General features: G+C 71.5%; 19 protein-coding genes. 11 read left to right on the top strand and 8 right to left on the bottom strand.

Translation table 11 applies throughout. The annotated features are described in order from the left end of the window. Positions 1 to 20 precede the first annotated feature (20 nt). The 4 genes from ABWV20_RS14525 to ABWV20_RS14510 all read left to right on the top strand — a co-directional run bounded on the left by ABWV20_RS14525 (position 21) and on the right by ABWV20_RS14510 (position 5,106). The gene (locus ABWV20_RS14525) at positions 21 to 1,031 is read left to right on the top strand and encodes an aldo/keto reductase family protein (RefSeq protein ID WP_353356268.1); all 1,011 of its coding nucleotides are present in this window, start codon (positions 21 to 23) and stop codon (positions 1,029 to 1,031) included. Between the two features lie 161 nt (positions 1,032 to 1,192). Continuing rightward, entirely contained in the window at positions 1,193 to 2,128 is a 936-nt protein-coding gene (locus tag ABWV20_RS14520; RefSeq protein WP_353356266.1) for a universal stress protein, read from the top strand. 70 nt (positions 2,129 to 2,198) lie between these two features. Beyond that, the gene (locus ABWV20_RS14515) at positions 2,199 to 3,881 is read left to right on the top strand and encodes an NERD domain-containing protein (RefSeq protein ID WP_353356264.1); all 1,683 of its coding nucleotides are present in this window, start codon (positions 2,199 to 2,201) and stop codon (positions 3,879 to 3,881) included. Between the two features lie 214 nt (positions 3,882 to 4,095). After that, entirely contained in the window at positions 4,096 to 5,106 is a 1,011-nt protein-coding gene (locus tag ABWV20_RS14510; protein WP_353356262.1) for a universal stress protein, read from the top strand. 124 nt (positions 5,107 to 5,230) lie between these two features. Here the strand turns inward: ABWV20_RS14510 and ABWV20_RS14505 are convergent, their stop codons facing one another. The 4 genes from ABWV20_RS14505 to ABWV20_RS14490 all read right to left on the bottom strand — a co-directional run bounded on the left by ABWV20_RS14505 (position 5,231) and on the right by ABWV20_RS14490 (position 10,489). Then, positions 5,231 to 5,659 (bottom strand): SRPBCC family protein, encoded by a 429-nt coding sequence (locus tag ABWV20_RS14505; protein ID WP_353356260.1) that lies wholly within the window; start codon positions 5,657 to 5,659, stop codon positions 5,231 to 5,233. Positions 5,660 to 5,807: 148 nt separating this feature from the next. After that, on the bottom strand, positions 5,808 to 8,216 hold the full coding sequence (locus ABWV20_RS14500) for a Tex family protein (RefSeq protein ID WP_502901793.1): 2,409 nt from the start codon (positions 8,214 to 8,216) through the stop codon (positions 5,808 to 5,810). Positions 8,217 to 8,306: 90 nt separating this feature from the next. After that, positions 8,307 to 9,065, bottom strand: a complete 759-nt coding sequence (locus ABWV20_RS14495; RefSeq protein WP_353356256.1) for a FadR/GntR family transcriptional regulator — start codon at positions 9,063 to 9,065, stop codon at positions 8,307 to 8,309. Continuing rightward, positions 9,062 to 10,489: an amidase gene (locus ABWV20_RS14490; protein ID WP_353356254.1), complete on the bottom strand. Its 1,428-nt coding sequence runs from the start codon at positions 10,487 to 10,489 to the stop codon at positions 9,062 to 9,064. Before ABWV20_RS14490 ends, ABWV20_RS14495 begins: the two co-directional genes overlap by 4 nt. Before the next feature lie 141 nt (positions 10,490 to 10,630). Between ABWV20_RS14490 and ABWV20_RS14485 the strand changes: the two genes are divergently transcribed. The 7 genes from ABWV20_RS14485 to ABWV20_RS14455 are packed head-to-tail and all read left to right on the top strand — an operon-like array spanning position 10,631 to position 18,227. Continuing rightward, positions 10,631 to 12,154, top strand: a complete 1,524-nt coding sequence (locus tag ABWV20_RS14485) for an ABC transporter substrate-binding protein (RefSeq protein WP_353356252.1) — start codon at positions 10,631 to 10,633, stop codon at positions 12,152 to 12,154. A 21-nt stretch (positions 12,155 to 12,175) separates the two neighbouring features. Continuing rightward, on the top strand, positions 12,176 to 13,126 hold the full coding sequence (locus tag ABWV20_RS14480; RefSeq protein ID WP_353356250.1) for an ABC transporter permease: 951 nt from the start codon (positions 12,176 to 12,178) through the stop codon (positions 13,124 to 13,126). Next, a complete protein-coding gene (locus ABWV20_RS14475; RefSeq protein ID WP_502901792.1) occupies positions 13,123 to 14,094 on the top strand; it encodes an ABC transporter permease in 972 nt (323 codons plus the stop codon). The genes ABWV20_RS14480 and ABWV20_RS14475 overlap by 4 nt, the downstream gene beginning before the upstream one ends. Next, positions 14,091 to 15,119, top strand: a complete 1,029-nt coding sequence (locus ABWV20_RS14470; RefSeq protein WP_353356248.1) for an ABC transporter ATP-binding protein — start codon at positions 14,091 to 14,093, stop codon at positions 15,117 to 15,119. Before ABWV20_RS14475 ends, ABWV20_RS14470 begins: the two co-directional genes overlap by 4 nt. Continuing rightward, positions 15,116 to 15,961, top strand: a complete 846-nt coding sequence (locus ABWV20_RS14465; RefSeq protein ID WP_353356246.1) for an ATP-binding cassette domain-containing protein — start codon at positions 15,116 to 15,118, stop codon at positions 15,959 to 15,961. Before ABWV20_RS14470 ends, ABWV20_RS14465 begins: the two co-directional genes overlap by 4 nt. After that, positions 15,958 to 17,427, top strand: coding sequence for an aldehyde dehydrogenase family protein (locus ABWV20_RS14460; protein WP_353356244.1), 1,470 nt, complete (start codon positions 15,958 to 15,960; stop codon positions 17,425 to 17,427). Before ABWV20_RS14465 ends, ABWV20_RS14460 begins: the two co-directional genes overlap by 4 nt. Then, the gene (locus ABWV20_RS14455) at positions 17,424 to 18,227 is read left to right on the top strand and encodes an SDR family NAD(P)-dependent oxidoreductase (protein ID WP_353356241.1); all 804 of its coding nucleotides are present in this window, start codon (positions 17,424 to 17,426) and stop codon (positions 18,225 to 18,227) included. Before ABWV20_RS14460 ends, ABWV20_RS14455 begins: the two co-directional genes overlap by 4 nt. A 189-nt stretch (positions 18,228 to 18,416) precedes the next feature. Here ABWV20_RS14455 and ABWV20_RS14450 read toward each other — a convergent pair whose 3' ends face one another. From ABWV20_RS14450 to ABWV20_RS14435, 4 genes are read right to left on the bottom strand one after another with little or no spacing between them, the layout of a single operon-like run. Beyond that, a complete protein-coding gene (locus ABWV20_RS14450) occupies positions 18,417 to 19,721 on the bottom strand; it encodes a guanine deaminase (protein ID WP_353356239.1) in 1,305 nt (434 codons plus the stop codon). Further along, the gene (gene xdhC, locus ABWV20_RS14445; protein ID WP_353356237.1) at positions 19,718 to 20,554 is read right to left on the bottom strand and encodes a xanthine dehydrogenase accessory protein XdhC; all 837 of its coding nucleotides are present in this window, start codon (positions 20,552 to 20,554) and stop codon (positions 19,718 to 19,720) included. Before xdhC ends, ABWV20_RS14450 begins: the two co-directional genes overlap by 4 nt. Next, a complete protein-coding gene (gene xdhB, locus ABWV20_RS14440) occupies positions 20,551 to 22,923 on the bottom strand; it encodes a xanthine dehydrogenase molybdopterin binding subunit (protein ID WP_353356235.1) in 2,373 nt (790 codons plus the stop codon). Before xdhB ends, xdhC begins: the two co-directional genes overlap by 4 nt. Continuing rightward, complete coding sequence (locus ABWV20_RS14435) at positions 22,920 to 24,416, bottom strand: xanthine dehydrogenase small subunit (RefSeq protein ID WP_353356732.1); 1,497 nt, start codon at positions 24,414 to 24,416, stop codon at positions 22,920 to 22,922. The genes xdhB and ABWV20_RS14435 overlap by 4 nt, the downstream gene beginning before the upstream one ends. Positions 24,417 to 24,616: the final 200 nt, after the last annotated feature.

Raw genomic sequence — 24,616 nt, 5'->3', positions numbered from 1 at the left:
ACGAGCCCTACGGTTGCCTCATGGAACACAGGTATCTCGGCAACAGCGGGCTCAAGGTCTCTGCGATCACGTACGGCAACTGGCTCACCCACGCCTCGCAGGTGGAGAACGATGTGGCGGTCCAGTGCGTGCGAGCTGCTCTGGACGTCGGCATCTCGACCTTCGACACGGCGGACGTCTACGCCAACACGGCCGCCGAGGTGGTCCTCGGCGAGGCACTCAAGGGTGAGCGCCGGGAGGGCCTCGAGATCCTCACCAAGGTCTACTGGCCGACCGGCCCGAAAGGGAAGAACGACACCGGGCTGTCGCGCAAGCACATCATGGAGTCGATCAACGGCTCCCTGAAGCGGCTCCAGACCGACTACGTCGACGTGTACCAGGCCCACCGGTACGACACCGAGACGCCCCTCGAGGAGACGATGCAGGCGTTCGCAGACGTCGTCCGACACGGGAAGGCGCTCTACATCGGTGTCAGCGAGTGGACTGCCGAGCAGATCCGCGAGGGCGTCAAGCTCAGCCGCGAGCTCGGCTTCCAGCTCGTGTCCAACCAGCCGCAGTACTCCATGCTCTGGCGCGTCATCGAGGACGAGGTCATACCCACCAGCGAAGAGCTCGGTGTCAGCCAGATCGTCTTCAGCCCCGTCGCCCAGGGCGTGCTCACCGGGAAGTACGTGGCGGGCGAGCCGGTGCCCGAGGGGTCGCGCGCCACCGACGAGAAGGGCGGTGCCGACTTCGTCAAGCGCTTCCTTCGCGACGACGTGCTGCACCGGGTCCACGGGTTGCAGCCGGTCGCCGACCAGGCCGGCCTGACGATGGCACAGCTCGCCGTGGCCTGGGTCCTCCAGAACCCGAACGTGGCGTCCGCCATCATCGGGGCGTCGCGGCCGGAGCAGGTGGAGGAGAACGTCAAGGCGGCCGGCGTGACCCTCGGGCCCGAGCTGATGGCGCTCGTCGACGAGGTCCTCGGCGACGTCGTCGAACGTGACCCCGAGCTGACCCAGCTCAACGCTCCGGCCGGGCGAGCCGTCTGAGCGGCCATGGTGAGCGGCCACGGCCACGCTGAGCGGCCACGCTGAGCGGCCACGGTGAGCGACGCGCCCACCGTGCGACGGCTCAGGGACGTGCGGCGGCGACGAGGCGATAATGGTCGGGTGGCCGGTCCGTCGGCCGGCTCGACGTGGAAGGGGCGACCATGAGTGGGCACACCGGTTCCGCGGAGGCGCCGGACAGCCGACGGATCGTCGTCGGCTACAGCGGCACGGAGGGCTCCGATCCGGCTCTCGAGTGGGCGATCGAGGCCGCCCGCCGGGAGGACCGCCCCCTCACGATCCTCCACTGCTACGACCTCGCCCATGTGCCCGTGCTCGGCCCGTCCCCGCCCGATCGGCAGAGCGAGCTCATCGCCAACGCGGCCGACGAGGTCGTGGCGGCAGCGGTGGAGCGCGCCGTGGTCGTCCTCGGCCACGAGGCCGTCACGGGTGTGAGCGTCCTCGGGGGCGCGGCGGGCGAGCTGGTCGCCGCCAGCGAGGCGGCCCATCTCGTCGTCACCGGGTCGCACGGCCGAGGCCGGCTGCTCGGCGGTCTGCTCGGTTCGACGTCCTACAACGTGACGGCTCACGCGCGGTGCCCCGCGGTCGTCGTGCGCGGTGAGGCCTCACTGCATCCGGACGCCGCGCACCGCGTCGTCGTGGGAGTGGACGAGTCCGAGGCGGCCCTTCATGCGCTCGATCGGGCAGCGGACGTCGCCGCCTCGGCGGGAGCCCCGCTTCACCTCGTCCGGGCCATCCACCCATCCGTCGACCTGCACACGCAGCCCGAGCTCGGCCCGATGGTGTACGGCGAGACCTACGCGATCGATCACGCCCGCTTCGCCGACGAGCTGCGCAGGTACGCCGACGACGCGACGCGCGAGCTCGCCGAGCGGGTCCGCCAGCAGCAGCCCGGCGTGCGGGTCTCCTTCGAGGTGCTGGAGGACAGCCCGGGGCTGGCCATCGCCCGCGTCGGAGAAGGAGCCGGCCTCATCGTGGTGGGTTCCCGGGGCCGGGGCGGCTTCGCGGGCATGCTGCTCGGGTCCGTGAGCCACACCGTCATCCATCACGCGACGTCTCCGGTGATGGTGGTTCGCTGACGGCGACGAACCCGGCGGAACCCACGCATCTGCCTGCGGGACGGCAGCGTCGGGGCTAGGGTGCGGCCTTGTGGACAGCTGGGAGCGCGGGGACCACAGCGGAACCGACGAGGCGAGGCACCAGTTCGCCAGCGAGGCAGAGATGCTGGTCTGGGAGCGGCTGGTCCAGCAGGCCCACCCCGACACCGTGCTCATCCCGAACGTCCGGCTGACGAGCACCCGCAAGGACCACGAGCTCGACATCGTCGCGCTCGTCGTCGGTGTCGGTGTCGTGGTCGTCGAGGTCAAGGGCGGCAGCGTCTCAGTGGACGCGCAGGGGCAGTGGTGGTCGGGCGGGCGCAACCACCGGAGCCGGATCCGCCCGGTGGACCAGGCCCGCGACGGGAAGTACGCCCTTCGCGACTTCATCGAGGCTGACCCTCGCTGGAAGAACCGCCGCAGCCGCGTCCGGTTCGGCCATGCGCTCGTCCTGCCGTTCACCGACCTGGACCCCGACTTCGCCACGCTCGACTGCCCTCGATGGATGGTGAGCGGTCGCGGCGACCTCGACGACCTCTCCGGACGGATCCGCGGCGTCGTCGCCCACCAGCAGAACGACCAGCGGACCCCCACGGACGACGACATCGCCATCATCCTGGAGATCCTCACGGGTCGCTGCCTACCCGCCCCGGACATCACCGCGGAGGCGGACGAGCGCGAGGCGGTTGCTGACCGGCTCACCCGGGAGCAGGCAGAGCTGCTCAAGATCACTCGCCTCATCCGCCGGATGGAGGTCCGGGGAGGAGCGGGTTCCGGCAAGACGATCCTCGCCTTGACGCAGGCCAAGGACCTGACGAGGGGGCAGGGAGAGCGCCGACCGCAACGGGTGGCCCTGCTCTGCTACTCGATCGGCCTGTCGGAGTACTTCAAGCGGCAGCTCGCCGGGATGCCGCGCCGGCACCGGCCCGCGTTCGCCGGCTCCTTCGAGGACCTCGCGAACGAGTGGGGGATCTCCACCGACCACGACCGCAACGATGCCGTCTTCTGGGAGCGGGACCTCGCCGCCCGGATGGCCGAGGTCGCGACACGCCTTCCCGAGGGCAAGCGGTTCGACGCCGTCATCGTCGACGAGGCGCAGGACTTCGCCGACCACTGGTGGCACCCCTTGATGAAGGCGCTCAAGGACGAGGAGACCGGCGGCCTCTATGTGTACAGCGACGAGAACCAGCGCATCTTTGCCCGGTACGGCCAGCCACCGGTGCCTCTCGTCCCCCTCGTTCTCGACCACAACCTGCGCAACACTCGTCAGATCGGCCGTGCCTTCGGACCACTCACCCCGATGCGCATGACGCTCAGGGGCGGTGACGGCGCCGAGGTGGCTGTGGTGTCGTGCCCGAGCGATGCAGCCATCAGCGTGGCCGACGACGAGGTGGAGGCGCTCCTCGACGAGGGGTGGCAGCCCCAGCACATCGCGTTGTTGACCATGGGTTCGCGTCACCGGGTGCAGAAGGAGCGCCAGGACATGCACGGACAGATCGGCTACTGGCGGTCGTTCTGGGACGACGAGGACGTGTTCTACGGGCACGTGCTCGGCTGCAAAGGGCTCGAGCGCAAGGCTGTCGTGCTCTGCATCAATACGCGCAACCCTGACCGGGCCAGGGAGAAGCTGTACGTCGGCATGTCTCGCGCCACCGATCGTCTGATCGTCGTCGGGGATCCGGACGTCATCCGGACCATCGGTGGGGAAGCGGTCGCCAAGCAGCTCGGCATCTGAGGCAGTCCCCCAGCGGGGTCGCACCCGGGGTCCGGTGCGCGGTGTGTCTGGCCGCTCACATCGAAACGGCGCCGTCGGAGTGAAGGACGACGATGGAGGTGGCCGGCAGGCCGTTCCGGCCAGCCGAGCAGGGGCATCGGTCACGGCAGGGGGCCCGGGCAGCCACTCGGGTCATGCGGCGTCTGGTGCCGGCTCACCGGAGAGGATGCTGACGATGAACCCGACCGCGACGAACGACCTCGATGAGCCGGCTGGCGCCGCCACGGCGAAGGACGTCTCCACCGCACCCGACCCACGCGACGCAGGCGGCCCTCGGCCGTCTCACGGGATCGTCGTGGGCTACGACGCGTCCGCCGCCTCCGTGCTGGCCCTGGACTGGGCCGTCGAGACGGCGCGCGAGCGTGGACGCCGGTTGACCATCGTGCACGGGATGAGCACGGCGAGCTCGGGCTACCCCGCGATGGACCTCGCCCAGGCAGAGCCGTTCTTCGAGCAGACGGCCCGCGAGATCGTCTCGGAGGGCGCGCGCCGCGCACAGAAGACCTTGGAGGTCAGCCAGATCGAGACGCAGTACTGGCTGGGTAGCCCGGCGGGCCAGATCATCGAGGCCTCGAAGGACGCCGATCTCGTGGTCGTGGGGAGCCGAGGACGGGGCCGGATCCTGGGCGGCCTGCTCGGCTCGACGTCGTACGCGGTGGCCGCCCATGCACACTGCCCCGTCGTCGTGGTGCGCGGCCCGGCTGGGAAGGATGTCGACGACCTGCCGAAGCCCAACCGGCCGGATGCCCAGCACCCGGTGCTCGTGGGCAGCGACGGCTCCCCTGCATCGGAGCGCGCTGTGGACGCGGCCGCCGACGTCGCCGTCCAGAGCGGTGCCCGGCTGCACATCGTGCGGATCGCCCAGCCGGTGACACCGACCACGTGGACGATCATCGAATCCGGAGCGGGGGGTGACGGGCTGGAGGATCCCGAGACCATCCTCAGCTGGATGCGGGCGGGGCTCGAGCTCGAGGCCGAGCGGGTCCGTGCGGCACAGCCGTCGCTGGAGGTCACCTCGGAGGCCGTCTTCGGTGACCCCGGCTCGGTCCTGGCCGAGCTCGGGTCGGCCGCGGGACTCGTCGTCGTGGGGTCGCGCGGCCGAGGCGGCTTCACCGGCATGCTGCTCGGCTCGGTGAGCCACCGCGTCATCCATGACGCCGTGTGTCCTGTCATGGTCGTTCGCTGACGGACGTCTCGCCTCGCCCTTCGGCGTGCAACGCCGAAGTTCCCGGAGCCGGCCGAGCCCGGCGGCAGCTGCAGCCGAGCCCAGCGGCATCCGGCCGAGATCGCGTCAGCGGCGACTGCTCAGCTCACCCGGCGAACGAGCGGGTGAGGCGGCCGAGTGCCTCGTCCCAGCGCGCCTTGTCGCCCGGCCCGTCCTCGGCGATGCCGCGCCCTTCGTGGTAGACGTCCAGGCGCGTCCTGTCGTCGCCCTCGCGTCGGAGCTGGAGGTCGACGATGCTGAGGGGGCCGTCCTCGTGGGGGTGCCAGGAGACGCGGATCTGTTCCAGAGGGTGGTAGCTGCGCAGGACGCCGCAGGGGCCCTCCGCGCTGTGCCAGGGCTCACCCTTCGTCGCCAGGCGGGCACCCGTGCCGAGCAGGGCTTCCGTGCCCTGGGGGCTGATCAGGTGCTCCCACACGCGCTCGAGCGGGGCCGCAACGGTGGTGCTGGAGTGAACACCGGCCGGCGACCCGTCGAGTTCTGCGTCCTCGGGGATCAACTGCGTCTCACTGGTCATGGATACCTCCGGTCCGCGGCGGGTCCGGCCCCGGATGGGCTGGACCCACCACTCACAGTCGACCAAGGATCCGGCCTGAGGACAAGAGCCAGTTCGGGTGACGTATGCCGCTGGGCCGGCTTCCGCCGCGAGTGCCGCGGGTGCCCGGTCAGGCCTCGTAGCCTGCCCGGCGAAGGGCCTCAGCCATGGCGCTGTTGACGGGGGGCTGGCTCTGCCGCGCAGGGCCTCCCTGCGGGCGTGGTGGCCGCGGCCCCCGACGCTGGCCCGAGCCGCCGCGGGGCCCTCTCTCATCCCCGCTGTCGGGGCTGCGCCGTCCGGCCGTCCGGCCGCCGGGCGGGACCTCGTCGTCGAGGCGCAGCGTGAGGGAGATCCGCTTGCGGGGGAGGTCGACGTCGAGGACCTTGCACCTGACGACATCGCCGGGCTTGACCACCTCGCGGGGATCGGACACGAACGTGTGCGACAGGGCCGAGACGTGGGCCAGACCGTCCTGGTGCACCCCCACGTCGATGAAGGCCCCGAACGCCGCGACGTTGGTGACGACCCCCTCGAGGGTCATGCCGGGCGTCAGGTCCTTGAGCTCCTCCACGCCCTCCTTGAAGGTGGCGGTCCGGAAGGCGGGCCGGGGGTCGCGGCCGGGCTTGTCGAGCTCGCTGAGCAGGTCGGTGACCGTTGGCAGGCCGAACCTCTCGTCGACGAACGACTCTGGCCGAAGCCGGTGCAGCACGGCCGTGTTGCCGATGAGCTGACGCAGCTCGAACCCCGTCTCGGTGAGGATGCGCCGCACCACGGGGTAGGCCTCGGGGTGGACCGCTGAGGAGTCGAGCGGGTCGTCGCCCCCCGGGATGCGCAGGAAGCCGGCGGCCAGCTCGAACGCCTTGGCCCCGAGGCGCGGGACCGCCTTGAGCGCCGAGCGCGTCCGGAAGGGCCCGTTGGCATCGCGGTGGGAGACGATGCTGTCGGCGAGGCCGGCCGTGATCCCGGAGACCCGTCGCAGCAGCGGAGCGGAGGCGGTGTTGACGTCGACGCCGACGGCGTTGACGCAGTCCTCGACCACGGCGTCGAGGGACCGCGACAGGGACGTCTGGGGAAGGTCGTGCTGGTACTGGCCGACGCCGATCGACTTCGGCTCGATCTTGACGAGCTCGGCGAGGGGATCCTGGAGGCGTCGGGCGATCGACACGGCGCCGCGCAGGGACACGTCGAGCTCGGGCAGCTCTGCCGAGGCGTAGGCGGACGCCGAGTACACGGACGCGCCCGCCTCGGAGACGATGGCGGTGGTCAGCTTGAGCTCAGGGTGACGTTTGAGCAGGTCCTGGGCCAGTCGCTCGGTCTCGCGCGAGGCGGTGCCGTTGCCGATCGCGATGAGCTCGACCCGGTGCTCGGCGCAGAGATGCGCCAGAGTCACGATCGACCGGTCCCAGTGCTTCTGCGGCACGTGGGGGTGGATGACGTCGGTGGCCACGACCTTGCCCGTCGCGTCGACGACGGCGACCTTGACCCCGGTGCGGAAGCCGGGGTCGAGACCCATCGTGGTGCGGCTGCCCGCGGGAGCGGCGAGGAGCAGGTCACGCAGGTTTGCCGCGAAGACCCGAACGGCCTCCTCCTCGGCCGACCTGCGCAGGCGCATCCGCAGGTCGATGCCGAGGTGGACGAGCAGCTTGGTGCGCCAGGCCCAGCGGACCGTCTCGGCGAGCCATGGGTCGGCGGGTCGGCCCTGGTCGGAGATGCCGAAGCGCGCCGCGATCGCCCGCTCGTACTCCGTCGGCCCGGTCACGGGCTCGTCGCCCGGGGGCACGGGGTCGACCGTCAGGCTGAGGACTTCCTCCTTCTCCCCGCGCAGCATCGCGAGGATCCGGTGGGAAGGCATCGTGGGGAACGGCTCGGAGAAGTCGAAGTAGTCGGCGAACTTCGCCCCGTCGACCTCCTTGCCCTCCCGCACCGTCGCGGTCAGGTGTCCCCGCGACCACATCCGCTCTCGGAGGTCACCGACGAGGTCGGGATCCTCGGCGAAGCGCTCGACGAGGATGGCACGGGCCCCGTCCAGCGCGGCCGGCGCGTCGGGGACGCCCAGCGTGGCGTCGACGAAGGCGGCCGCGGCGGCCAGGGGCGCGACCGTCGGGTCCCCGAGGAGGCCGTCGGCGAGAGGCTCGAGCCCGGACTCCCGGGCGATCTGGGCCCTGGTGCGACGCTTCGGCCTGTAGGGCAGGTAGATGTCCTCGAGCCGGGACTTCGTCTCGGCCGCCATGACGCTGGCCCGGAGCTCGTCGGTCAGCGTGCCCTGCTCGTCGATCGAGGCGAGGACCGTCGCGCGTCGTTCCTCGAGCTCGCGCAGGTAGCCGAGCCGCTCCTCGAGCGTGCGCAGCTGCGCATCATCGAGGCCTCCGGTCACCTCCTTGCGGTAGCGCGCCACGAACGGCACCGTGGCGCCGCCGTCCAGGAGGCCGACGGCGGCCTGCACCTGAGCCGCGCGGACCCCCAGCTCCTCGGCGATCCGCAGCTCGACCGACTGACGTCCCACACCCTGTGCCACACCCACACCTGCTCCTGTGCTCATCCACTCCACGCGCTCGAGCGCGTGGACCCCGCATTCTGCCGGTCGTCACCGACACGGTGCCACGCGGTCCTCCGGACGCGTCGGCGTCGGTCAGCCGTCGAGCAGGGACTGCAGGGCCCGTCGCTCGCTGGCGGGTACATACCCGGAGTAGTAGTCGTAGAGGCTCTGCGCGGAGGCTCGCGCGGCGGCCGGGCCGTCCCCGGAGCGGATCGCGTCGAGCACGGCCTCGTGGTGCCGCAGCGATCGCCGCATCAGGGACCTGCTGTTGCGGGACTTCGCCAGCTTGTCGGAGATCAGGGAGAGCACCGTGTCGCGGACCACCTCGTTGCTCACCTGGATGAGGACGTTGCCCGAGGCGAGCGCGACCGCCTCGTGGAAGGCGACGTCCGCCTGGCTGAAGGCGTCGAACCCCACGTCGACCGCCTCGTGCATCCGCTCGATGGCCGCCTGCATGCCGGCCAGCTGGCCATCCGTGCGCAGCACTGCGGCCAGCCGGTTCGCGGTCGCGTCGAGCATCATCCGGGACACGAGCAGCTGGGCCAGGGTGAGCTCCTCGACACGGGCGAGGCGGTGGAGCTGCTTGCTCAGTCCGCGGCTGGTGAACGGGAGCACCTCGGGACCGTTGGGGTCACCCGGTCGCGAGCGCACGAGGCCGTTGCTCTCGAGGACCCGCAGCGCCTCCCGGACGGTGGCGCGGCTCGTCCCGAACTGGGTGACGAGCTCGCGCTCGCTGGGCAGCCGCTGGCCGGGCACCAGCTCGCCACGGGCGATGGCGCTCTCCACCTGGTCGACGATGCGCTCGTAGAGACGCACCGGCTGGACCTGCTCGAAGGCGGGCGGCCGGGTCACACGCCGCCCCGGGCCGGGATGGGCCAGACCGGGGTGGCCCCCGCGCCGCGATGCTCCTCGAACCAGTGCACCGCGCGCAGCACGCCGACGTCGTCGAAGCGCCGTCCCGAGACCTGCAGCCCGACGGTGCGGCCATCGGGCAGGAAGCCGCAGTTCACCGTCGCCGCGGGCTGCCCGGACATGTTGTACGGAGCGGTGAAGCCGATGTGCGCCATTCCCTGGTCCGTGTCTCCCCAGGGCATGGGCCACTCGGCGGGGAAGGCCGCCATGGGTGCCACGGGGGAGAGGACCAGGTCGTACGGTTCCGTTGCGAGAGTGGTCAGCTGCTGGAGCCGCATGATGCTCGAGTAGTCGCGCATCACCTCCTGAGCCGTCACCCCGCGGGCGGCCTCGACCCAGCGCCGGATGAACGGCAGCACCCGGTCCTGACGGGACGGCTCCAGGTCGTCGAAGTCGACGAGCGAGCGCACCCTCCAGAACTCGTCGAGGCTGCTGAGCAGGTCAGGGGTGAGGAAGGCCTCCACCAGCTCGAGGTGCGCGCCTGCGGCGGAGAAGACCGCCGCCGCTGACTCGACCGACTCCCGGACGGCTGGGTCGACGGGCAGGCCGCACCCGGCATCGAGGTGGAGGCCGATGCGCAGGGCTGCGACGTCGAAGGACCCGCCGACGGTCAGGTCGTCGAGGTCGAGCCGTTGGGGCGGCAGGGCCGTCCAGTCGCGCGGGTCGGGCCCGCTGATCACCGAGAGGAGCAGCGCCGCGTCAGTCGCCGAGCGGGCCATCGGACCGGCCACTCGACCGAGGTAGGGGGCGTCGAGCGGGACCCGGCCGGCGCTCGGCTTGAGCGTGGTCAGCCCCAGCCACGTGCCGGGGAGGCGGATCGAACCGCCGATGTCGGTGCCGACGTGGAGTGGCCCGTATCCCGCTGCCGCCGCGGCACCCGCGCCGGAGCTGGACCCTCCGGTCGTCAGGCTCGGGTTCCACGGGCTGCGGGTGATGCCGTGGAGGCTCGACACGCCGGAGGAGAGCATGCCCCAGTCCGGCATGACGGTGGAGCCGAGGATGATGCCGCCCGACTCCTCGATGCGCTCGACCACGGGGGAGCTGCGCTCAGGTGTCCGAGGGACCACCCCGGCGTTCCCGGCGGGCATCGGCACGCCCACCCGCGCGAGGTTCTCCTTGACCGTCACCGGGATCCCGTCGATCGGACCCAGCGGGGCACCCGCGCGCCAGCGAGCGGCACTGAGCTCAGCGGCATACAGCGCCGCGTCGAGGTCGTAGCGCCAGAAGGCGTTGAGCTCGGCCTCGCGCTGCGCGATGATCGCGGCGACGTCGGTGACGACGTCGACAGGGGAGAGCGACCCGGAGGCGTATGCCGCTGAGATCGCTTGCGCGGTCAGCCTCCCCGGGCGCTCGGTCGGGTCCACCTCCACTCGCTGTCACCGCCTTCCGGTCTCAGGGTGGTGTCAAACCTTGACATCCGCGCCGTTGCCGGAAACGGTAGCGGTCAACGCAGAATTGTCCACTGGTCAGACCAGCCCGGACGACCTTCACAGGATGGAGCCAGGATGAAGCCGAGCCGGATCGCTGCTGCCGGGAGCACCCTGCTCCTCGCGCTCACCGCTGCATGCTCCGCGGGGTCGGGCACCTCGGACGGCGGCTCGACCACAGGCCCTCGGGCAGCGGCTGACACCAGGCTGACCGTGGGTCTGGTCGCCGAGCCGGTGAGCCTCGACTTCACGACCAAGGACGGCGCTGCCATTCCGCAGGCGCTGCTCGACAACGTCTACGAGACGCTCGTCAAGGTCGACCAGTCCGGCGAGCTCAAGCCGGCTCTCGCATCGGCGTGGCAGGTCTCCGACGACAAGAAGACCTACACCTTCGAGCTCGTCAAGGGCGCGACCTTCAGCAACGGAACACCCTTCACGGCCAAGGATGCCGCCTTCTCGATCAACCGCGTCAAGAGCGACTGGACGGTGTCGCTGAAGTCCGCGATGGACGTCGTCGCCGAGGCCAAGGCCCTGAGCGACTCGCAGCTGCAGGTGACCCTGGCCAAGCCGAGCAACAACTGGCTCTACAAGATGTCGACCCGGATCGGCGCGATGATGACGGAGCAGGGAGTCGCGGACCTCGCCGCCAAGCCGATCGGCACGGGCCCCTACGTCTTCAAGGAGTGGCGCCGCGGCGACTCGATCTCGTTCACCGCGAACCCGGACTACTGGGGGAGCGAGCCGTTCTTCCAGGACGTGATGCTCAAGTACTTCAAGGACCCGTCCGCCCTCAACAACGCGCTGCTCACCGGCACGATCGACGTCATCGGCACCGTGCAGGCGCCCGAGTCGCTCCAGCAGTTCGAGGGCAACGACAAGTACGAGATCACCGAGGGCACGACGAACGGCGAGGTGCTCCTGTCGTTCAACAACGGCAAGGCGCCGATGAACGACCTCAAGGTGCGCCAGGCCGTCCGCCACGCGATCGACCACCAGGCACTGCTCGACACGTGCTGGGCGGGCCGAGGGACGCTCATCGGCAGCATGGTGCCCCCGACCGACCCGTGGTACGAGGACCTCACCGGCCTCTACCCGTATGACCTCGAGAAGGCGAAGGCCCTCGTGCAGGAGACCGGCGTGGCGTCCACCGCGCTGCGGCTGCGGCTGCCGTCGCTGCCCTATGCCACCTCCTGTGGGCAGGTCGTCAAGAGCCAGCTCGAGCAGGCCGGCTTCCGGGTCGACCTCGACCAGCTGGAGTTCCCGGCCGTGTGGCTGAGCACCGTCTTCACGGACGCCGACTACGACATGTCGATCGTCGCGCACGTCGAGCCCCGTGACCTCCCCGCGGTGTTCGGCAACCCGGACTACTACACGCGCTACGACAGCAAGCAGCTCCAGGCGGACCTGGCCGCGGCCGACGCAGGCACCCCGGAGGAGCAGGTGGACCTGATGAAGAAGGCGGCCCGGGAGCTGTCCCAGGACGCCGCGGGCGACTTCCTCTTCCTCCTGCCCAACCTCATGGTCGCCGATAAGGGCATCACCGGCCTGCCGAAGAACGCGATCACCGAGTCCTTCCGCCTCTCCGACCTCAGCCGCGGCTGACCCGGGACGTCGGACGGGACCATGCTGCTGCACCTCGTCCGCAGGACCGCGATCCTCGTCGCGAGCCTCGTGGTCAGCTCCGTCCTCGTCTTCGGCTTCATGGTGCTGCTGCCGGGCGACCCGGCGCGCGTCGCCCTCGGCGTCAACGCCTCGGAGGACGCGGTCGCCCGGTTGCGCACGGAGTTCGGACTCGACCGGCCGCTCGTCGAGCAGTACCTGGCCTGGCTCTCGGGGCTGGTGCGGTTCGACCTCGGGCGAAGCTACGTCTCCAAGGTGGAGATCGCCCCGCAGATCCTCGACCGGCTGCAGGTGACTCTCTGGCTCGTGGTCTGCGCGATGGTTGTCGCAGTGGTGATCGCCGTGCCGCTGGGCACGCTCATGGCGGTGCGACGCCGGCACGTGAGCGGGCTCGTCCTGTCGGCCGTGTCCCAGGTCGGGGTCGCGGTCCCGGCCTTCCTCGCCGGCATCCTGCTCATCACCGTGTTCGCCGTGCGGCTGGGCTGGCTCCCGGCCAACGGCTGGACGCCGCCGAACGAGGACCCTGTGCAGTTCCTGCGACAGCTCGTGCTGCCGGTCCTCTCCCTCGGCCTCGTCCAGGGCGCGGTGCTGACCCGCTACGTCCGCAGCGCCATCCTCGACGTCCAGCGCGAGGACTACATCCGCACGGCCCGGGCCAAGGGTCTCGGGCCGTTCCGTGCGCTGTGGCGCCACGGGTTCCGCAACGCCGCCATCCCCGTCGTCACGGTCCTCGCCCTGCAGCTGTCCACCCTGTTGATCGGTGCGGTCGTCGTCGAACGGGTCTTCGTCATCCCCGGCCTCGGGAGCCTGCTCCTCGACCAGGTGTCCAACCGCGACCTGGTCTTCGTCCAGGACATCGTCATGCTCCTCGTCTTCGCCGTTCTGCTGGTCAACTTCCTCGTCGACGTCCTCTACCTCGCGATCGACCCGCGCCTCCGAGTGAGCCACTCATGACCCCGCGGCCGCCCGACCCCCTCGACCCCCTCGACCCCCTCGGCCCTGTCGGCCCGGGCGATCCCCTCGGCTCGGCCGCGCCGGCCGAGCGCCTACCCCAGCCGGGTGAGGTCGCCGCCGTCCAGGTCGCCGGGCAGCCTCCGGTGCGACGACCGCCCGGGCCGAGCCTCGTGGTCGGCGCAGTCATCGTCGGAGCCGTGGTGCTCATGGCCCTCGTGTCGTTCGTCTGGACGCCGCACGACCCGACCCTCGTCAACGCCGGCGCCCGCCTGCGCGACGTCGGCGACCCACAGCACTGGCTCGGCACCGACAAGTTCGGCCGCGACGTCCTCAGCCAGATCCTCGTCGGGGCTCGGACCACGCTGTTCGTCGGCGTGGTCGCCGTCGGCGTGGCCGGCCTGCTGGGGGTTCCGCTCGGCGTCGTCGCCGCGATGGCGCCACGGGCGATCGGCGAGACGGTCATGCGGGGGATGGACCTGCTCCTCGCCTTCCCCGCGCTGCTGCTCGCCATCATGTTCAGCGCCGTCTACGGCGGCAGCACCCTGGTCGCGATGATCGCCATCGGGATCGCGACGGTCCCGACGTTCGCGCGCATCGTGCGCAGTGGTGCCCTGCAGGTGCTGAGCACCGAGTACATCCTCGCGGCCAGAGCAGCCGGCCGGAGCCCGTGGGGGATCGGGCTGCGGCACGTCCTGCCCAACGTCAGCAGCCTCGTCATCGTCCAGGCGTCGGTCGCCTTCGCCATCGCGGTGCTCGCCGAGGCCGCCCTCTCCTTCCTCGGCTACGGCACGCCGCCGCCGACGCCGAGCTGGGGGCGGATGCTCCAGGAGAGCCAGGAGCTGCTCTTCTCGGCGCCGCGGCTCGCGTTCGTGCCAGGCCTGGCCATCGCGCTGGCGGTGCTCGGCTTCAACCTGCTCGGAGACGGGCTCCGCGATCGCTACGACCCCCGGCTGGAGGACCGCCGATGAGTGCCCGGCCGGTCGCCGCCCGTCCCGCGACGGTGAGCGCCGAGCAGGCCGTGCTCGACGTCCGCGGTCTGTCGGTCAGCATCGGCCGGCACGACCTGCTCCACGACCTGACGTTCTCCATCGGGCGCGGTGAGCGGGTCGGGCTCATCGGGGAGTCCGGCTCGGGCAAGTCCCTGACGAGCCTGGCCCTGCTGGGCCTGCTGCCCGAGGGGGCGCGCGTCAGCGGGTCGGTGCGCCTCGCGGGAGTGGAGCACGACGTCGTGGGAGCGGGCGAGCGCGCCATGGCGGCCGTGCGCGGCAACGACGTGTCCATGGTCTTCCAGGAGCCGATGACCGCCCTCAACCCGACGATGCGCGTCGGAGCCCAGGTCGCCGAGACGATCCTCATCCACGCCGGCCGGCGCGGGAGGCCGGGTGCTGCGCGCGGCGCGGTCCGTGAGCGGGTCGCCACCCTCCTCGACCACGTGGGGCTCCCGGCGCCCACGGAGATCGCGCGCGCCTACCCGCACCAGCTCTCCGGGGGCCAGCGCCAACGCGTCGTGGTGGCGATCGCCTTGGCGAACGACCCGGCGCTGCTCGTCTGCGACGAGCCGACCACGGCCCTCGACGTGACGGTCCAGGCCAAGGTGCTGGACCTGATCGTCCGCGGCGTCGAGGCCCGCAACGCGGCGATGCTCTTCATCACCCACGACCTGCCGGTCGTGGCGACGGTCTGCGAGCGGGTCCTGGTCATGTACGGCGGCCGCATCGTCGAGGCGGGTCCGGTGGCGGAGGTGTTCACCCGGCCGCGGCACCGCTACACCGAGGGCCTGCTCGGGGCCTCGGACCTCGAGGGCACGCTGCCGGGCAAGCCGCTCGAGACGATCCCCGGCTCGGTCCCGCCCGCTGGCGCCTTCCCGGAGGGCTGCGTGTTCCGGACCCGGTGCGCCCACGCCACGGCGGAGTGCGCCGTGGTGCCGCCGTGGACGAGCGAGCGGACCGCCCACGGCTACGCCTGCGTCCACCCGGCTGGAGGAGGGCGATGAGCGCGTCCATCGTCGTGCGAGACGTCGTTCGTCATTTCCGGCGCCCGCGGACCTCCTTGCTGCGCAAGGGTCCTCATGTCGAGGCGGTGAGGGGGGTGAGCTTCGACGTGCGCCGTGGCGAGCGCTTCGGCATCGTCGGCGAGTCCGGGTCGGGCAAGTCGACGCTGCTTCGCCTCATCGCCGCCCTCGACCGACCGACGAGCGGCCAGATCCTCATCGAGGGTATGGACATCACGGGTCGCCGCGAGCGCGACCTCGGCTTCGTGCGCTCCCAGCTGCAGGTCGTCTTCCAGGACCCCATGGGCTCGCTGGATCCTCGGATGCGCGTGCGCGACATCATCGCTGAGCCGCTCGTCGCCCAGGGTGATGAAGCCGGGGGTGACCGGGATGCTCGTGACGCCCGGGTGCTCGAGCTGCTCGAGGCGGTGGGACTGTCGGGGCAGGCGGCCGACCGGTTCCCCCACCAGTTCTCGGGGGGCCAGCGGCAGCGGATCTCGATCGCTCGCGCGCTCGCCCCGCGACCCTCGATCCTCCTGGCCGACGAGCCCGTGAGCGCCCTCGACGTGTCGGTGCGGGCCCAGGTGCTCAACCTCGTCACCGAGCTCGTCGACCACCTCGGGCTGACCCTGGTCTTCGTGTCGCACGACCTGTCCGTCGTGCGGCACATCTGTGACCGCGTCGCCGTGATGTGCGCCGGCGAGGTCGTCGAGCTCGGCCCGACGACGCAGGTCTATGACGACCCGCAGGACCCATACACGAAGCAGCTGCTGCGCGCGGCGCCGACCATGCGCCGGGCCCTGCGTGGCGGCGGCACCGCAGAGCTCGTCGGAGGTGGCTCATGACCGGACTCCATGTCCTCACCCATCCCGCAGGACTTCCGATCGGGGACGAGTGGGTGCCTGTCCCAGCGACGGACCAGGTGCGCTTCCCCTTCACCGGGGAGCTGGTCGCCGACGCACCTCGCGGATCCAGCGAGCTTGCCACCAGAGCCATCTCGTATGCCGCTGGGTTGCGTGAGCGGGCTGCCTCCCTCCCGTCCCACGTCCGTCGCGCAGCACTCGTCGAGACCGCGAGCGAGGTGGCCGCACGCCGCGGGCAGTTCGAGCAGCTGCTCGTCCTCGAGACCGGCAAGCCCCTGGTCGACTGTCGGGTGGAGGTCGACCGCACCCTGCTCACCCTGACGACGGCGGCGGAGGAGGTCGCCCGACTCCACGGTGAGACGGTCCCCTTGGACCTGCTGCCGAGCGGTGAGGGCCTGTTCGGGTTCTGGGTCCGGAAGCCGATCGGGGTCGTCGTGGGGATCGCGGGCTACAACTATCCGTTGCTGCTCGCCTCGCACAAGCTCGCACCGGCGCTCGCGGCCGGATGCCCGGTCGTGGTCAAGCCCGCTCCGCAGACGCCTCTCGCGACCCTCTGGCTCGTCCATCTCGTCCGCGAGGCGCTCGCCTCGGCTGGTGCTCCACGGGGGCTGGTCCAGCTCGTCACGGGGGGCGTCGACGTCGGCGTGGCGCTCACGACCGACCCGCGGGTGGGGGCCGTGTCGTTCACCGGGTCAGCCGCTGTCGGGCACCAGATCGCCAAGGATGCCGCCCCGACGAAGGTCCTCCTGGAGCTGGGATCGAACTCCGCGCTGGTCGTCGCCGCCGACGCGGACGTCGAGGCAGCCGCCGATGCGGTGGTGCGTGGTGGGTACTACGCCTCGGGGCAGGCGTGCATCTCGGTGCAGCGTGTCGTCGTGGTGGAGGGTGTTCGCGATGTCTTCGTCGCCGCACTCGAGCGGCGGATGGCCGCCGTCGTGGTCGGGGACCCCCGCGCGCCCGAGACGAGGGTGTCGGCGCTCATCGACGAGCGGTCCACCGGTCGGGTGCGCGCCTGGGTGGAGTCGGCGGTGTCCGCCGGTGCGACGCTGGTCCAGGGCGGCGAGGTGAGGGGCGGTGTCCTGCAGCCCACCGTGCTGCTCGACGTGCCCGACGGCGAGCTGGCCTGGGACGAGGAGGTCTTCGGCCCGGTGGTGGCCGTGCGGTCGGTGGCGTCCCTCGACGAGGCCTTCGACGTCGTCAACCGTTCCCGCTACGGACTGCACGCCAGCATCTTCACCGCCTCGCTCGAGACGGCCTTCCGCGCCATCCACCGCATCGAGACCGGTGGCGTGGTCGTCAACGAGGTCCCGGGCTACCGTTCCGACGTCATGCCGTACGGCGGTGTGAAGGACTCCGGCGTGGGCCGGGAGGGCCCCCGGTTCGCCATCGAGGAGCTGACGGTGACGCGGATGGCGATCGTCCGGCCGAGCGCGCGGAGCCGGTCATGACAGCCTCCCCGGCCCCTGACCGGCCTGCGCGCGTGGACTACTCGCAGCTGTTCCGGCTCGACGGGCGTCGCGCCGTCGTCGTCGGGGCCGGCAGCGGCATCGGGCGCGAGAGCGCGCTCGCGCTCGCGACGCACGGCGCCCAGGTCGTCTGTGCGGACCGGGACCTGGACGCAGCCGAGGCGACGGCCCGCCTCGGTGAGGCTCTGACTGCCTACCGCCTCGACGTCCTCGACGGCGCCGCGGTCCGGCGCGCCGCGGATGAGCTCGGCGCGGTCGACGTCCTCGTCGACACCGCGGCCACGAACGTGCGCAAGAAGCTGCTCGACTACTCCGACGAGGAGTTCGACCGAGTGGTCGATCTCAACCTGCGGGCGATCTTCCGTCTCATCCGTGCCTTCGGACCCGGAATGTCAGCCCGGGGTCGGGGCAGCATCATCGCGTTCAGCTCGATCCGGTCCGTCACCGTCGAGCCCGGGCAGGGCGTCTACGCCGCGACGAAGGCCGGCCTCGTGCAGCTGCTCCGCACTGCGGCCGCCGAGCTCGGGCCGCGTGGAGTGCGAGTCAATGCCATCGCACCCGGCGTCGTCGAGACGCCGCTGACGGCTCCGATCCGCGCGGTGCCGGAGTGGGCCGATGCCTATGCGGCCAAGAGCGCCCTCGGCCGGTGGTCGCGGCCGGACGAGCTCGCGGGGGCCGTCGTCTACCTGGCGTCCGACGCTGCGTCGTTCGTCACCGGCACCCAGCTCTTCGTCGACGGTGGCTGGACCGCGGTGGACGGCAGGTACACCCCGCCGATGTAGGCGTCGCGCGTTCCCTCGAGTGGCCCCGGTTCCCACACCCCCCACCCTCGAGTGGCCCCGCTACCCACACCCCTTGGCGGGCAGGCCTGTGCACGGCGGGGCCACTCGACGGTGAGCATGGTGATAGCGGGGCCACTCGACGGTGAGCATGGGGATAGCCGGGCCACTCGACGGTGAGGTGAGGGACGGTCAGGTCGAGTGGATGCGCTCGCCGCCGACCCAGACCCCGGCGATGTCGGCTGGTGCGGCCAACGTGAACGTCCTGGCGAGCGCGTCCTCGGGTGACGTGGCGTGCCGCAGTCCGATGCCGAGGGGCTGGTGGTGCTGCGGACGGATCCAGACGGCATCGAACTGCTTGCCGACGGTGAGATCTCCCACGTCATCACCGAGTCCGAGGGCCTCCGCCCCGGACCGCGTCGCGAGGTGGAGCAGGTCAGGTGCCGTCAGGGGGAGACCGTCGGCTCCGAGAAGCCGCTGCATGAGGTAGGCCTGCAACGACTCCTTGACCATGGAGAAGCCGGTGCCCGCGCCGACGTCCGAGCCGAGGGCGACCCGAACGCCGTGCTCGACATGGCGTCTCAGGGGGAACAGGCCGCTGCCGAGGGCCGCGTTGCTCGAGGGACAGTGGGCCACCGCAGCGCCCTGGGCGGCCAGCAGGGTGAGCTCCGGGGCGGTGGCATGCACGTTGTGCGCGAGGACCGTCGCCGGGCCGACGAGTCCGTGGCGGTCGTAGGTGTCGACGTAGTGCTCGGACCCGGCGAAGAGCTCGGCCACGGCAGCCACCTCAGCGACGTTCTCGTTGACGTGCGACGTGAAGAGGCTGCCACCGAGGTCCTTGAGCACCGCCGCGCAGGCCTCGAGCATCGGTTCGCTCGCGGAGTAGGAGAAGCGGGGCGTGACGGCGTAGCGGGTGCGCCCGACGTGGTGCCACCGCCGGCCCAGCGCCATGGACTCCTCGTAGAACCGGTCCGGGGTGGTGAGCAGCGGCTCAGGCAAGCCCCGGTCGCTCGCGACCAGGCCGGCTGCGACTCGAAGGCCGGTGGCCGCAGCCCTCTCGAAGAAGACGTTCATCGCTCCGGCGAAGTGCGACCCGAAGACCAAGGCAGTCGTCGTGCCGGCCGAGACGAGGCCGTGCACGAACTCATCGGCGACGGCGCGGGCGTAGTCGACCGACTCGAGCCGGGCCTCTTCGGGGAGGGCGCATTCCCGGAGCCACTGGAGCAACGGCATCCCGAGTGCGCCCAGGACGCGAACCTGCGGGAAGTGGACGTGGGCATCGACGAACCCCGGCAGGACCAGGCCTTCACGCAGGTCGATCACCTCGTGCTCGGCGCCACCCGCCCCGCCGTCCACGATGTCCCCGAAGGGGCCGCGTGCGGCGATCCGGCCCTCGTCATCCACGACCAGGGCGGCGTCGGTCTGCGCCCGGAGCCGAACCGCGCCGATGGCTGCGTCGTCCGGCGTGTCGAGAACCGTCCCTCGGTAGATCGTCACCGCCGCTCCACGGAGTCCGCACGTGTCCGGCGAACTGACTCTGCCTCGAGGGCGCGGACCAGGGTTGCGGCCACGCCGATCGCCACCGTGGACGGGTCCTTGCCGCGCAGGTCCGGAAGGCCGATGGGCGTGATGATCCGTGCGATCGCGTCGGGCGAGTGCCCTTCGCGAGCGAGCGTGCTCTCGAAGCGGCGCCACTTCGACGAGGATCCGATGAGCCCGATCGACCCGAGGTGGCGGCATCGGAGGGCCACGTCGCAGAGCGCGGCGTCCTCGGCGTGGTCGTGGGTCATGATCAGCACGTGCGTGCCGGCCGGGACCTGCCCGAGGACGAGCTCGGGCACCGGCGCGTGGTGGACCCGGACGCGCGCCACAGCGTCGTCCAGGGGACGCAACCGCTCCGGATCGACGAGGTCTGCCCGGGAGTCGACGAGGTGGAGATCGATGTCGCGGCGCGCGAGGATCCGCGCCAGCTCGAGCCCGACCTGTCCCAGCCCGAAGACGGCGACCGAGGGCACGACCGCGAGAGGCTCGAGCAGGACGACGACCTCGCCCCCGCAGCACTGCTGACCGTGCTCGCTGAAAGCCTTGTCGCTCAGGCTGATCGTGATGGTCTCGGGGGCGTGGCTCGCCGCTGCGATGAGCCCTCGGGCCCGGCTGACTGCGGTGGCCTCGAGGTTGCCGCCGCCGATCGTGCCCCACGTGGCGTCGTCGGCCACGACCATCTTGGCGCCCGCCTCACGGGGCGCATGTCCACGGACCGTCGTGAGCGTGACGAGGACCCCAGGCCGTCGCGCGGCGCGAAGGTGCTCGACGGCCCGGAGCCAGCTCACGTCGTCACCGCGTCGGGGACAGCCGGGGCACCTGGCGAGCCGTCGCTGGGAGTGAGCCCGGCGGCATACGACATCGAGGGCGCGGGGGCGCCTGGCTGCGCGGCACTCCTCGCCAGCTCGATGGCCCAGTAGACGGCCTCCGGCGTAGCGGGGGAGGCGAGGTCGATCGTGACGCCGGGTGGCCCGAAGGCTGCCGCGGCCTGACGGAGCGCCTCGCGGACCGAGAAGGCGAGCATGAGGGGCGGCTCGCCGACCGCCTTGGAGCCATAGACGGCGCCGTCCTCGTGGGCGTGGTCGAGGAGGGTGACGGTGAAGACGTCCGGCAGCTCGGAGAGGGAGGGGAGCTTGTAGGTGCTGGCCGCCTGGGTGGTGATCCGGCCGCGCGTCGGGCCGTCGCCCTCGTCCCAACGCAGGTCCTCGAGAGTCAGCCACCCGGCCCCTTGCACGAACGCCCCCTCGATCTGGCCGATGTCCATGACGGGGCTGAGGCTGTCCCCGACGTCGTGGACGATGTCGACGCGGCGGGTCCGGTAGCTGCCGGTGAAGCCGTCGACCTCCACCTCGGCCGCCGCCACGCCGTAGGCGAAGTACTTGAACGGCGAGCCGTGCATCGTCGTCACGTCCCACTCGAGGCCCTCGGTCCGGTAGTAGCCGGCGGCCCAGAGCTGGACCCGCTCAAGGTACGCCTTGGCGACCAGCTTCTCCCAGGCCAGCCCGGAGCCGCCGTCGACGTGCGCGAGACGGGCGCGGATCTGCTCGCACGCGTCCTTGACGGCGCCCCCGTTGAGGTCGGCGCCGGAGCTCGCCGCGGTGGCCGAGGTGTTGGGCACCTTGTCGGTCCGGGTCGGGGCGAGGCGGACGCGCGAGAGCGGAACGCCCAGCGCGGTTGCGGCCACCTGGATCATCTTGGTGTGCAGGCCCTGGCCCATCTCGGTGCCGCCGTGGTTGATGAGGACCGAGCCGTCCTTGTAGACGTGGACGAGCGCACCGGCCTGGTTGAGCGGCGTGAAGTTGAACGAGATCCCGAACTTCACCGGGGTCACCGCCAGGGCGCGCTTGGTGTTCTCGTGGGTTTCGTTGAAGGCCGTGATGGCTGCCCGGCGCGTCTCGAGCCCGGCCTTCTCGGCAAGGGTGTCCCACGCCCGGACGAGGCGGTCCGGGTGGCGGACCTCCTGTCCGTACGGGGTCGTCTGGCCCCTCGTGTAGGTGTTCCGGCGGCGCAGCACCTCGGGGTCGAGCCCGAGGTGGGGTGCGCAGCGGCCCAGGATGTCCTCGATGACGAACATGCCCTGCGGCCCGCCGAACCCGCGGAACGCGGTCTGGGAGGTCTTGTGTGTCCTGGCGATCCGACCGCGGACACTGACGTGGGGGATGAAGTAGGCGTTGTCGACGTGGCACAGCGCACGAGCCAGGACGGCCTCCGAGAGATCGAGGCTCCAGCCGCCGTCCGATGTCAGGGTGGCGTCGAGAGCGGTCAGGCGTCCGTCGGCGCCGAAACCGACCCGCCACGATGCGTGGAACCCGTGGCGCTTGCCGGTCATCGTCATGTCCTGGGGTCGCGTGAGCCGGACCCGGACCGGTCGCCCCGTGAGGGTCGCACCCAACGCCGCGACGGCCGCGTAACCGTGCGGCTGCATCTCCTTGCCCCCGAAGCCACCGCCCATCCGGATGCACTGCACTGTCACGGCATGGTCGGGCAGGGCGAGGACGTGGGCGACGATTCCCTGGGTCTCGCTCGGGTGCTGCGTGCTGCTGTGCACGAACACCTGGCCGGCCTCGTCCACGAAGGCGATCGAGGCGTGGGTCTCGAGGTAGAAGTGCTCCTGGCCGGCGAACTCGACCTCTCCGGTGAAGACGTGCCGGGATCGCTGGAGCTCGGCCTCGACGTCCCCACGGCGGACATGGAGGACGGCGCCCTGGAACGACCCGGCCGCCATGGCGTCACGAAGTGTCACCATGGCTGGCAGCGGGTCGTAGTCCACGCCACCGGCTGCGATGGCCTCGGCCCCGATCCGGGCGGCCTCGAGACTCTCGCCGAGGACCCAGCAGACGGCGTGGCCGTGGTACATCACCTCGGCCGGGAAGAGCGGCTCGTCCCCCTTGACCCCGGAGTCGTTGAGGCCGGGGACGTCGGACGCGGTGAGGACACGGACGACGCCGGGAACGGCCAGGGCAGGGCTCGGGTCGAGGCGGGTGATCCGGGCGTGGGCGTACGGCGCCTGCACGGGGTGGGCGTGGAGCAGGCCCGGGAACCGCCCCGTCAGATCGTCCGTGAAGAGCGCGGCCCCTGTCACGTGGAGGGCGGCCGACTCGTGCGGGATGGCGAGTCCGACGGAGGGGTCGTCGGGCCGATCGGAGAGCCTGCTCATGCCTCCACCCTCCTGCCCGTCGGTCGGCCGGGGGTCGCGGCGTCGGCGTGGAGCCGGAGCAGCGCGGTGCCGAGCATCGCCCTGCGGTACGCCGCGCTGGCCCGGTGGTCGTCCATCGGTGTCCCCTCGCTGCTGAGGACCCTCGCCGCCTCGGCGACCGTGTCGCGGTTCCACGGCCGGCCCTCGAGCGCCGCCTCCGTCGCGCGCGCCCGCACGGGCGTGGCCGCCACCCCGCCCAGGCCGATCCGGGCTCGCGAGACGACGCCGTCGCTGACATCGAGGGCCACCGCGACGGCGACGCTCGAGATGTCGTCGAACCGGCGCTTGGCGATCTTGTGGAAGCCGGTGACCGGGCTCAGGGGCATCGGGATCCGGACGGATCGGATCAGCTCGTCCCGGCGCCGGACCGTCTCGCGGTAACCGGTGAAGTAGTCGGCGAGCGCGACCTCGCGCTCCGCCCCGCGCGAGGCGAGGACCACCCTGGCCTCGAGGGCAAGGAGCACGGGGGCCGCGTCACCGATCGGAGACGCCGTCGCGAGGTTGCCGCCGATCGTGGCGCTGTTGCGGATCAGCCTCGACGCGAACTGGGGAATGAGCGCCGCGAGCAGGGGGACCCGTCCACCGAGCGCCGTCTCGATCTCCGAGAACGTCAGACCGGCGCCCAGCTCGGTCCGGTCCTCCGCGACGCGCCAGGCTCGCAGCTCGGGAACCCGGTCGATGCCGATGACGACGCTGGGACGGGCGCTGCGCAGGTTCACCTCGACCCCCCAGTCGGTGGCCCCCGAGACGACGACTGCGTCGGGGTGGACGGCAAGGAGGTCGAGCGCCTCGGCGAGGTCCACCGCTCGGGCGTACGTGCCCCTCGGCCCGGTGATCCTGGTTGCGCGTGGGGCCGGCGCGCGCAGGTGACGGCGGACCGCCAACGGGTCCTCCCGCGGCGGGGTCCCCACAGCGAAGGCGGCATCCCGGATCGGTCGGTACCCCGTGCACCGGCAGAGGTTGCCGGAGAGGGCCTCGAGGTCGAAGCCGTTGGGTCCCACGACGTGGCCGTCGGGGTCGCGGTGGGTGGGGCGGTCAGCCCGGTAGTACTCCGCCGCCATGCTGCAGACGAAGCCGGGTGTGCAGTATCCGCACTGGGAGCCACCCCTGACCGCCATCTCATGCTGGACGGGATGGAGTGCGTCGGGCGCGCCCAGTCCCTCGCTGGTGACGATCTCCTGACCGTCGAGGGAGACCGCGGCGACGAGGCACGCGGTCATCGCCGTCCACTGGGTCTGCACCGACGAGGCGCCGGCGGCGGGCCCGTCATCGGTAAACGGGCCGATGACGGGCCTGGCCACCAGGACCGCGCACGCCCCGCACTCGCCCTCGGCACACCCCTCCTTGGCCCCGGTGAGCCCGTGCTCTCGCAGCCAGTCCAGCGCCGAGGTGTGCGGAGCCACCCCGTCGAGAGGGAGGGGCTGACCGTTGACGATGGCGGCAGGTGCCGCCATCGGAAGACCGCCGCCCTCGGGAAGTGTCTCGCCGAAGGACCCCATGTCCCCTCCTCCGAGCGCCCCCGGGGGCGCCGCAACCCGGCCGACGAGAGGTCGTCGGCCTGCATGGTTACGGGCCGCATCGAGCCGCTGGTTATCCATGCAGAACAACGGCCCGACTGGTCTTCGATCGTACGTCGATGCGGCACCCGGCGGAC

This window comes from Intrasporangium sp. DVR, from assembly GCF_040365325.1.
In the GTDB taxonomy this organism is placed as follows: domain Bacteria; phylum Actinomycetota; class Actinomycetes; order Actinomycetales; family Dermatophilaceae; genus Intrasporangium.
This window is presented reverse-complemented; position numbering and strand designations above follow the sequence as displayed.

Excerpts from the sequence above, each read along its gene's own strand:
- ABWV20_RS14480 (WP_353356250.1), top strand. The coding sequence starts at position 12,176 with ATGCTGCTGCACCTCGTCCGCAGGACCGCGATCCTCGTCGCGAGCCTC.
- ABWV20_RS14465 (WP_353356246.1), top strand. The coding sequence starts at position 15,116 with ATGAGCGCGTCCATCGTCGTGCGAGACGTCGTTCGTCATTTCCGGCGC.
- ABWV20_RS14475 (WP_502901792.1), top strand. The coding sequence starts at position 13,123 with ATGACCCCGCGGCCGCCCGACCCCCTCGACCCCCTCGACCCCCTCGGC.
- ABWV20_RS14500 (WP_502901793.1), bottom strand. The coding sequence starts at position 8,216 with ATGAGCACAGGAGCAGGTGTGGGTGTGGCACAGGGTGTGGGACGTCAG.
- xdhB (WP_353356235.1), bottom strand. The coding sequence starts at position 22,923 with ATGAGCAGGCTCTCCGATCGGCCCGACGACCCCTCCGTCGGACTCGCC.
- ABWV20_RS14525 (WP_353356268.1), top strand. The coding sequence starts at position 21 with ATGGAACACAGGTATCTCGGCAACAGCGGGCTCAAGGTCTCTGCGATC.
- ABWV20_RS14470 (WP_353356248.1), top strand. The coding sequence starts at position 14,091 with ATGAGTGCCCGGCCGGTCGCCGCCCGTCCCGCGACGGTGAGCGCCGAG.
- ABWV20_RS14520 (WP_353356266.1), top strand. The coding sequence starts at position 1,193 with ATGAGTGGGCACACCGGTTCCGCGGAGGCGCCGGACAGCCGACGGATC.
- ABWV20_RS14435 (WP_353356732.1), bottom strand. The coding sequence starts at position 24,416 with ATGGCGGCACCTGCCGCCATCGTCAACGGTCAGCCCCTCCCTCTCGAC.
- ABWV20_RS14460 (WP_353356244.1), top strand. The coding sequence starts at position 15,958 with ATGACCGGACTCCATGTCCTCACCCATCCCGCAGGACTTCCGATCGGG.
- ABWV20_RS14505 (WP_353356260.1), bottom strand. The coding sequence starts at position 5,659 with ATGACCAGTGAGACGCAGTTGATCCCCGAGGACGCAGAACTCGACGGG.
- ABWV20_RS14485 (WP_353356252.1), top strand. The coding sequence starts at position 10,631 with ATGAAGCCGAGCCGGATCGCTGCTGCCGGGAGCACCCTGCTCCTCGCG.
- ABWV20_RS14455 (WP_353356241.1), top strand. The coding sequence starts at position 17,424 with ATGACAGCCTCCCCGGCCCCTGACCGGCCTGCGCGCGTGGACTACTCG.
- ABWV20_RS14510 (WP_353356262.1), top strand. The coding sequence starts at position 4,096 with ATGAACCCGACCGCGACGAACGACCTCGATGAGCCGGCTGGCGCCGCC.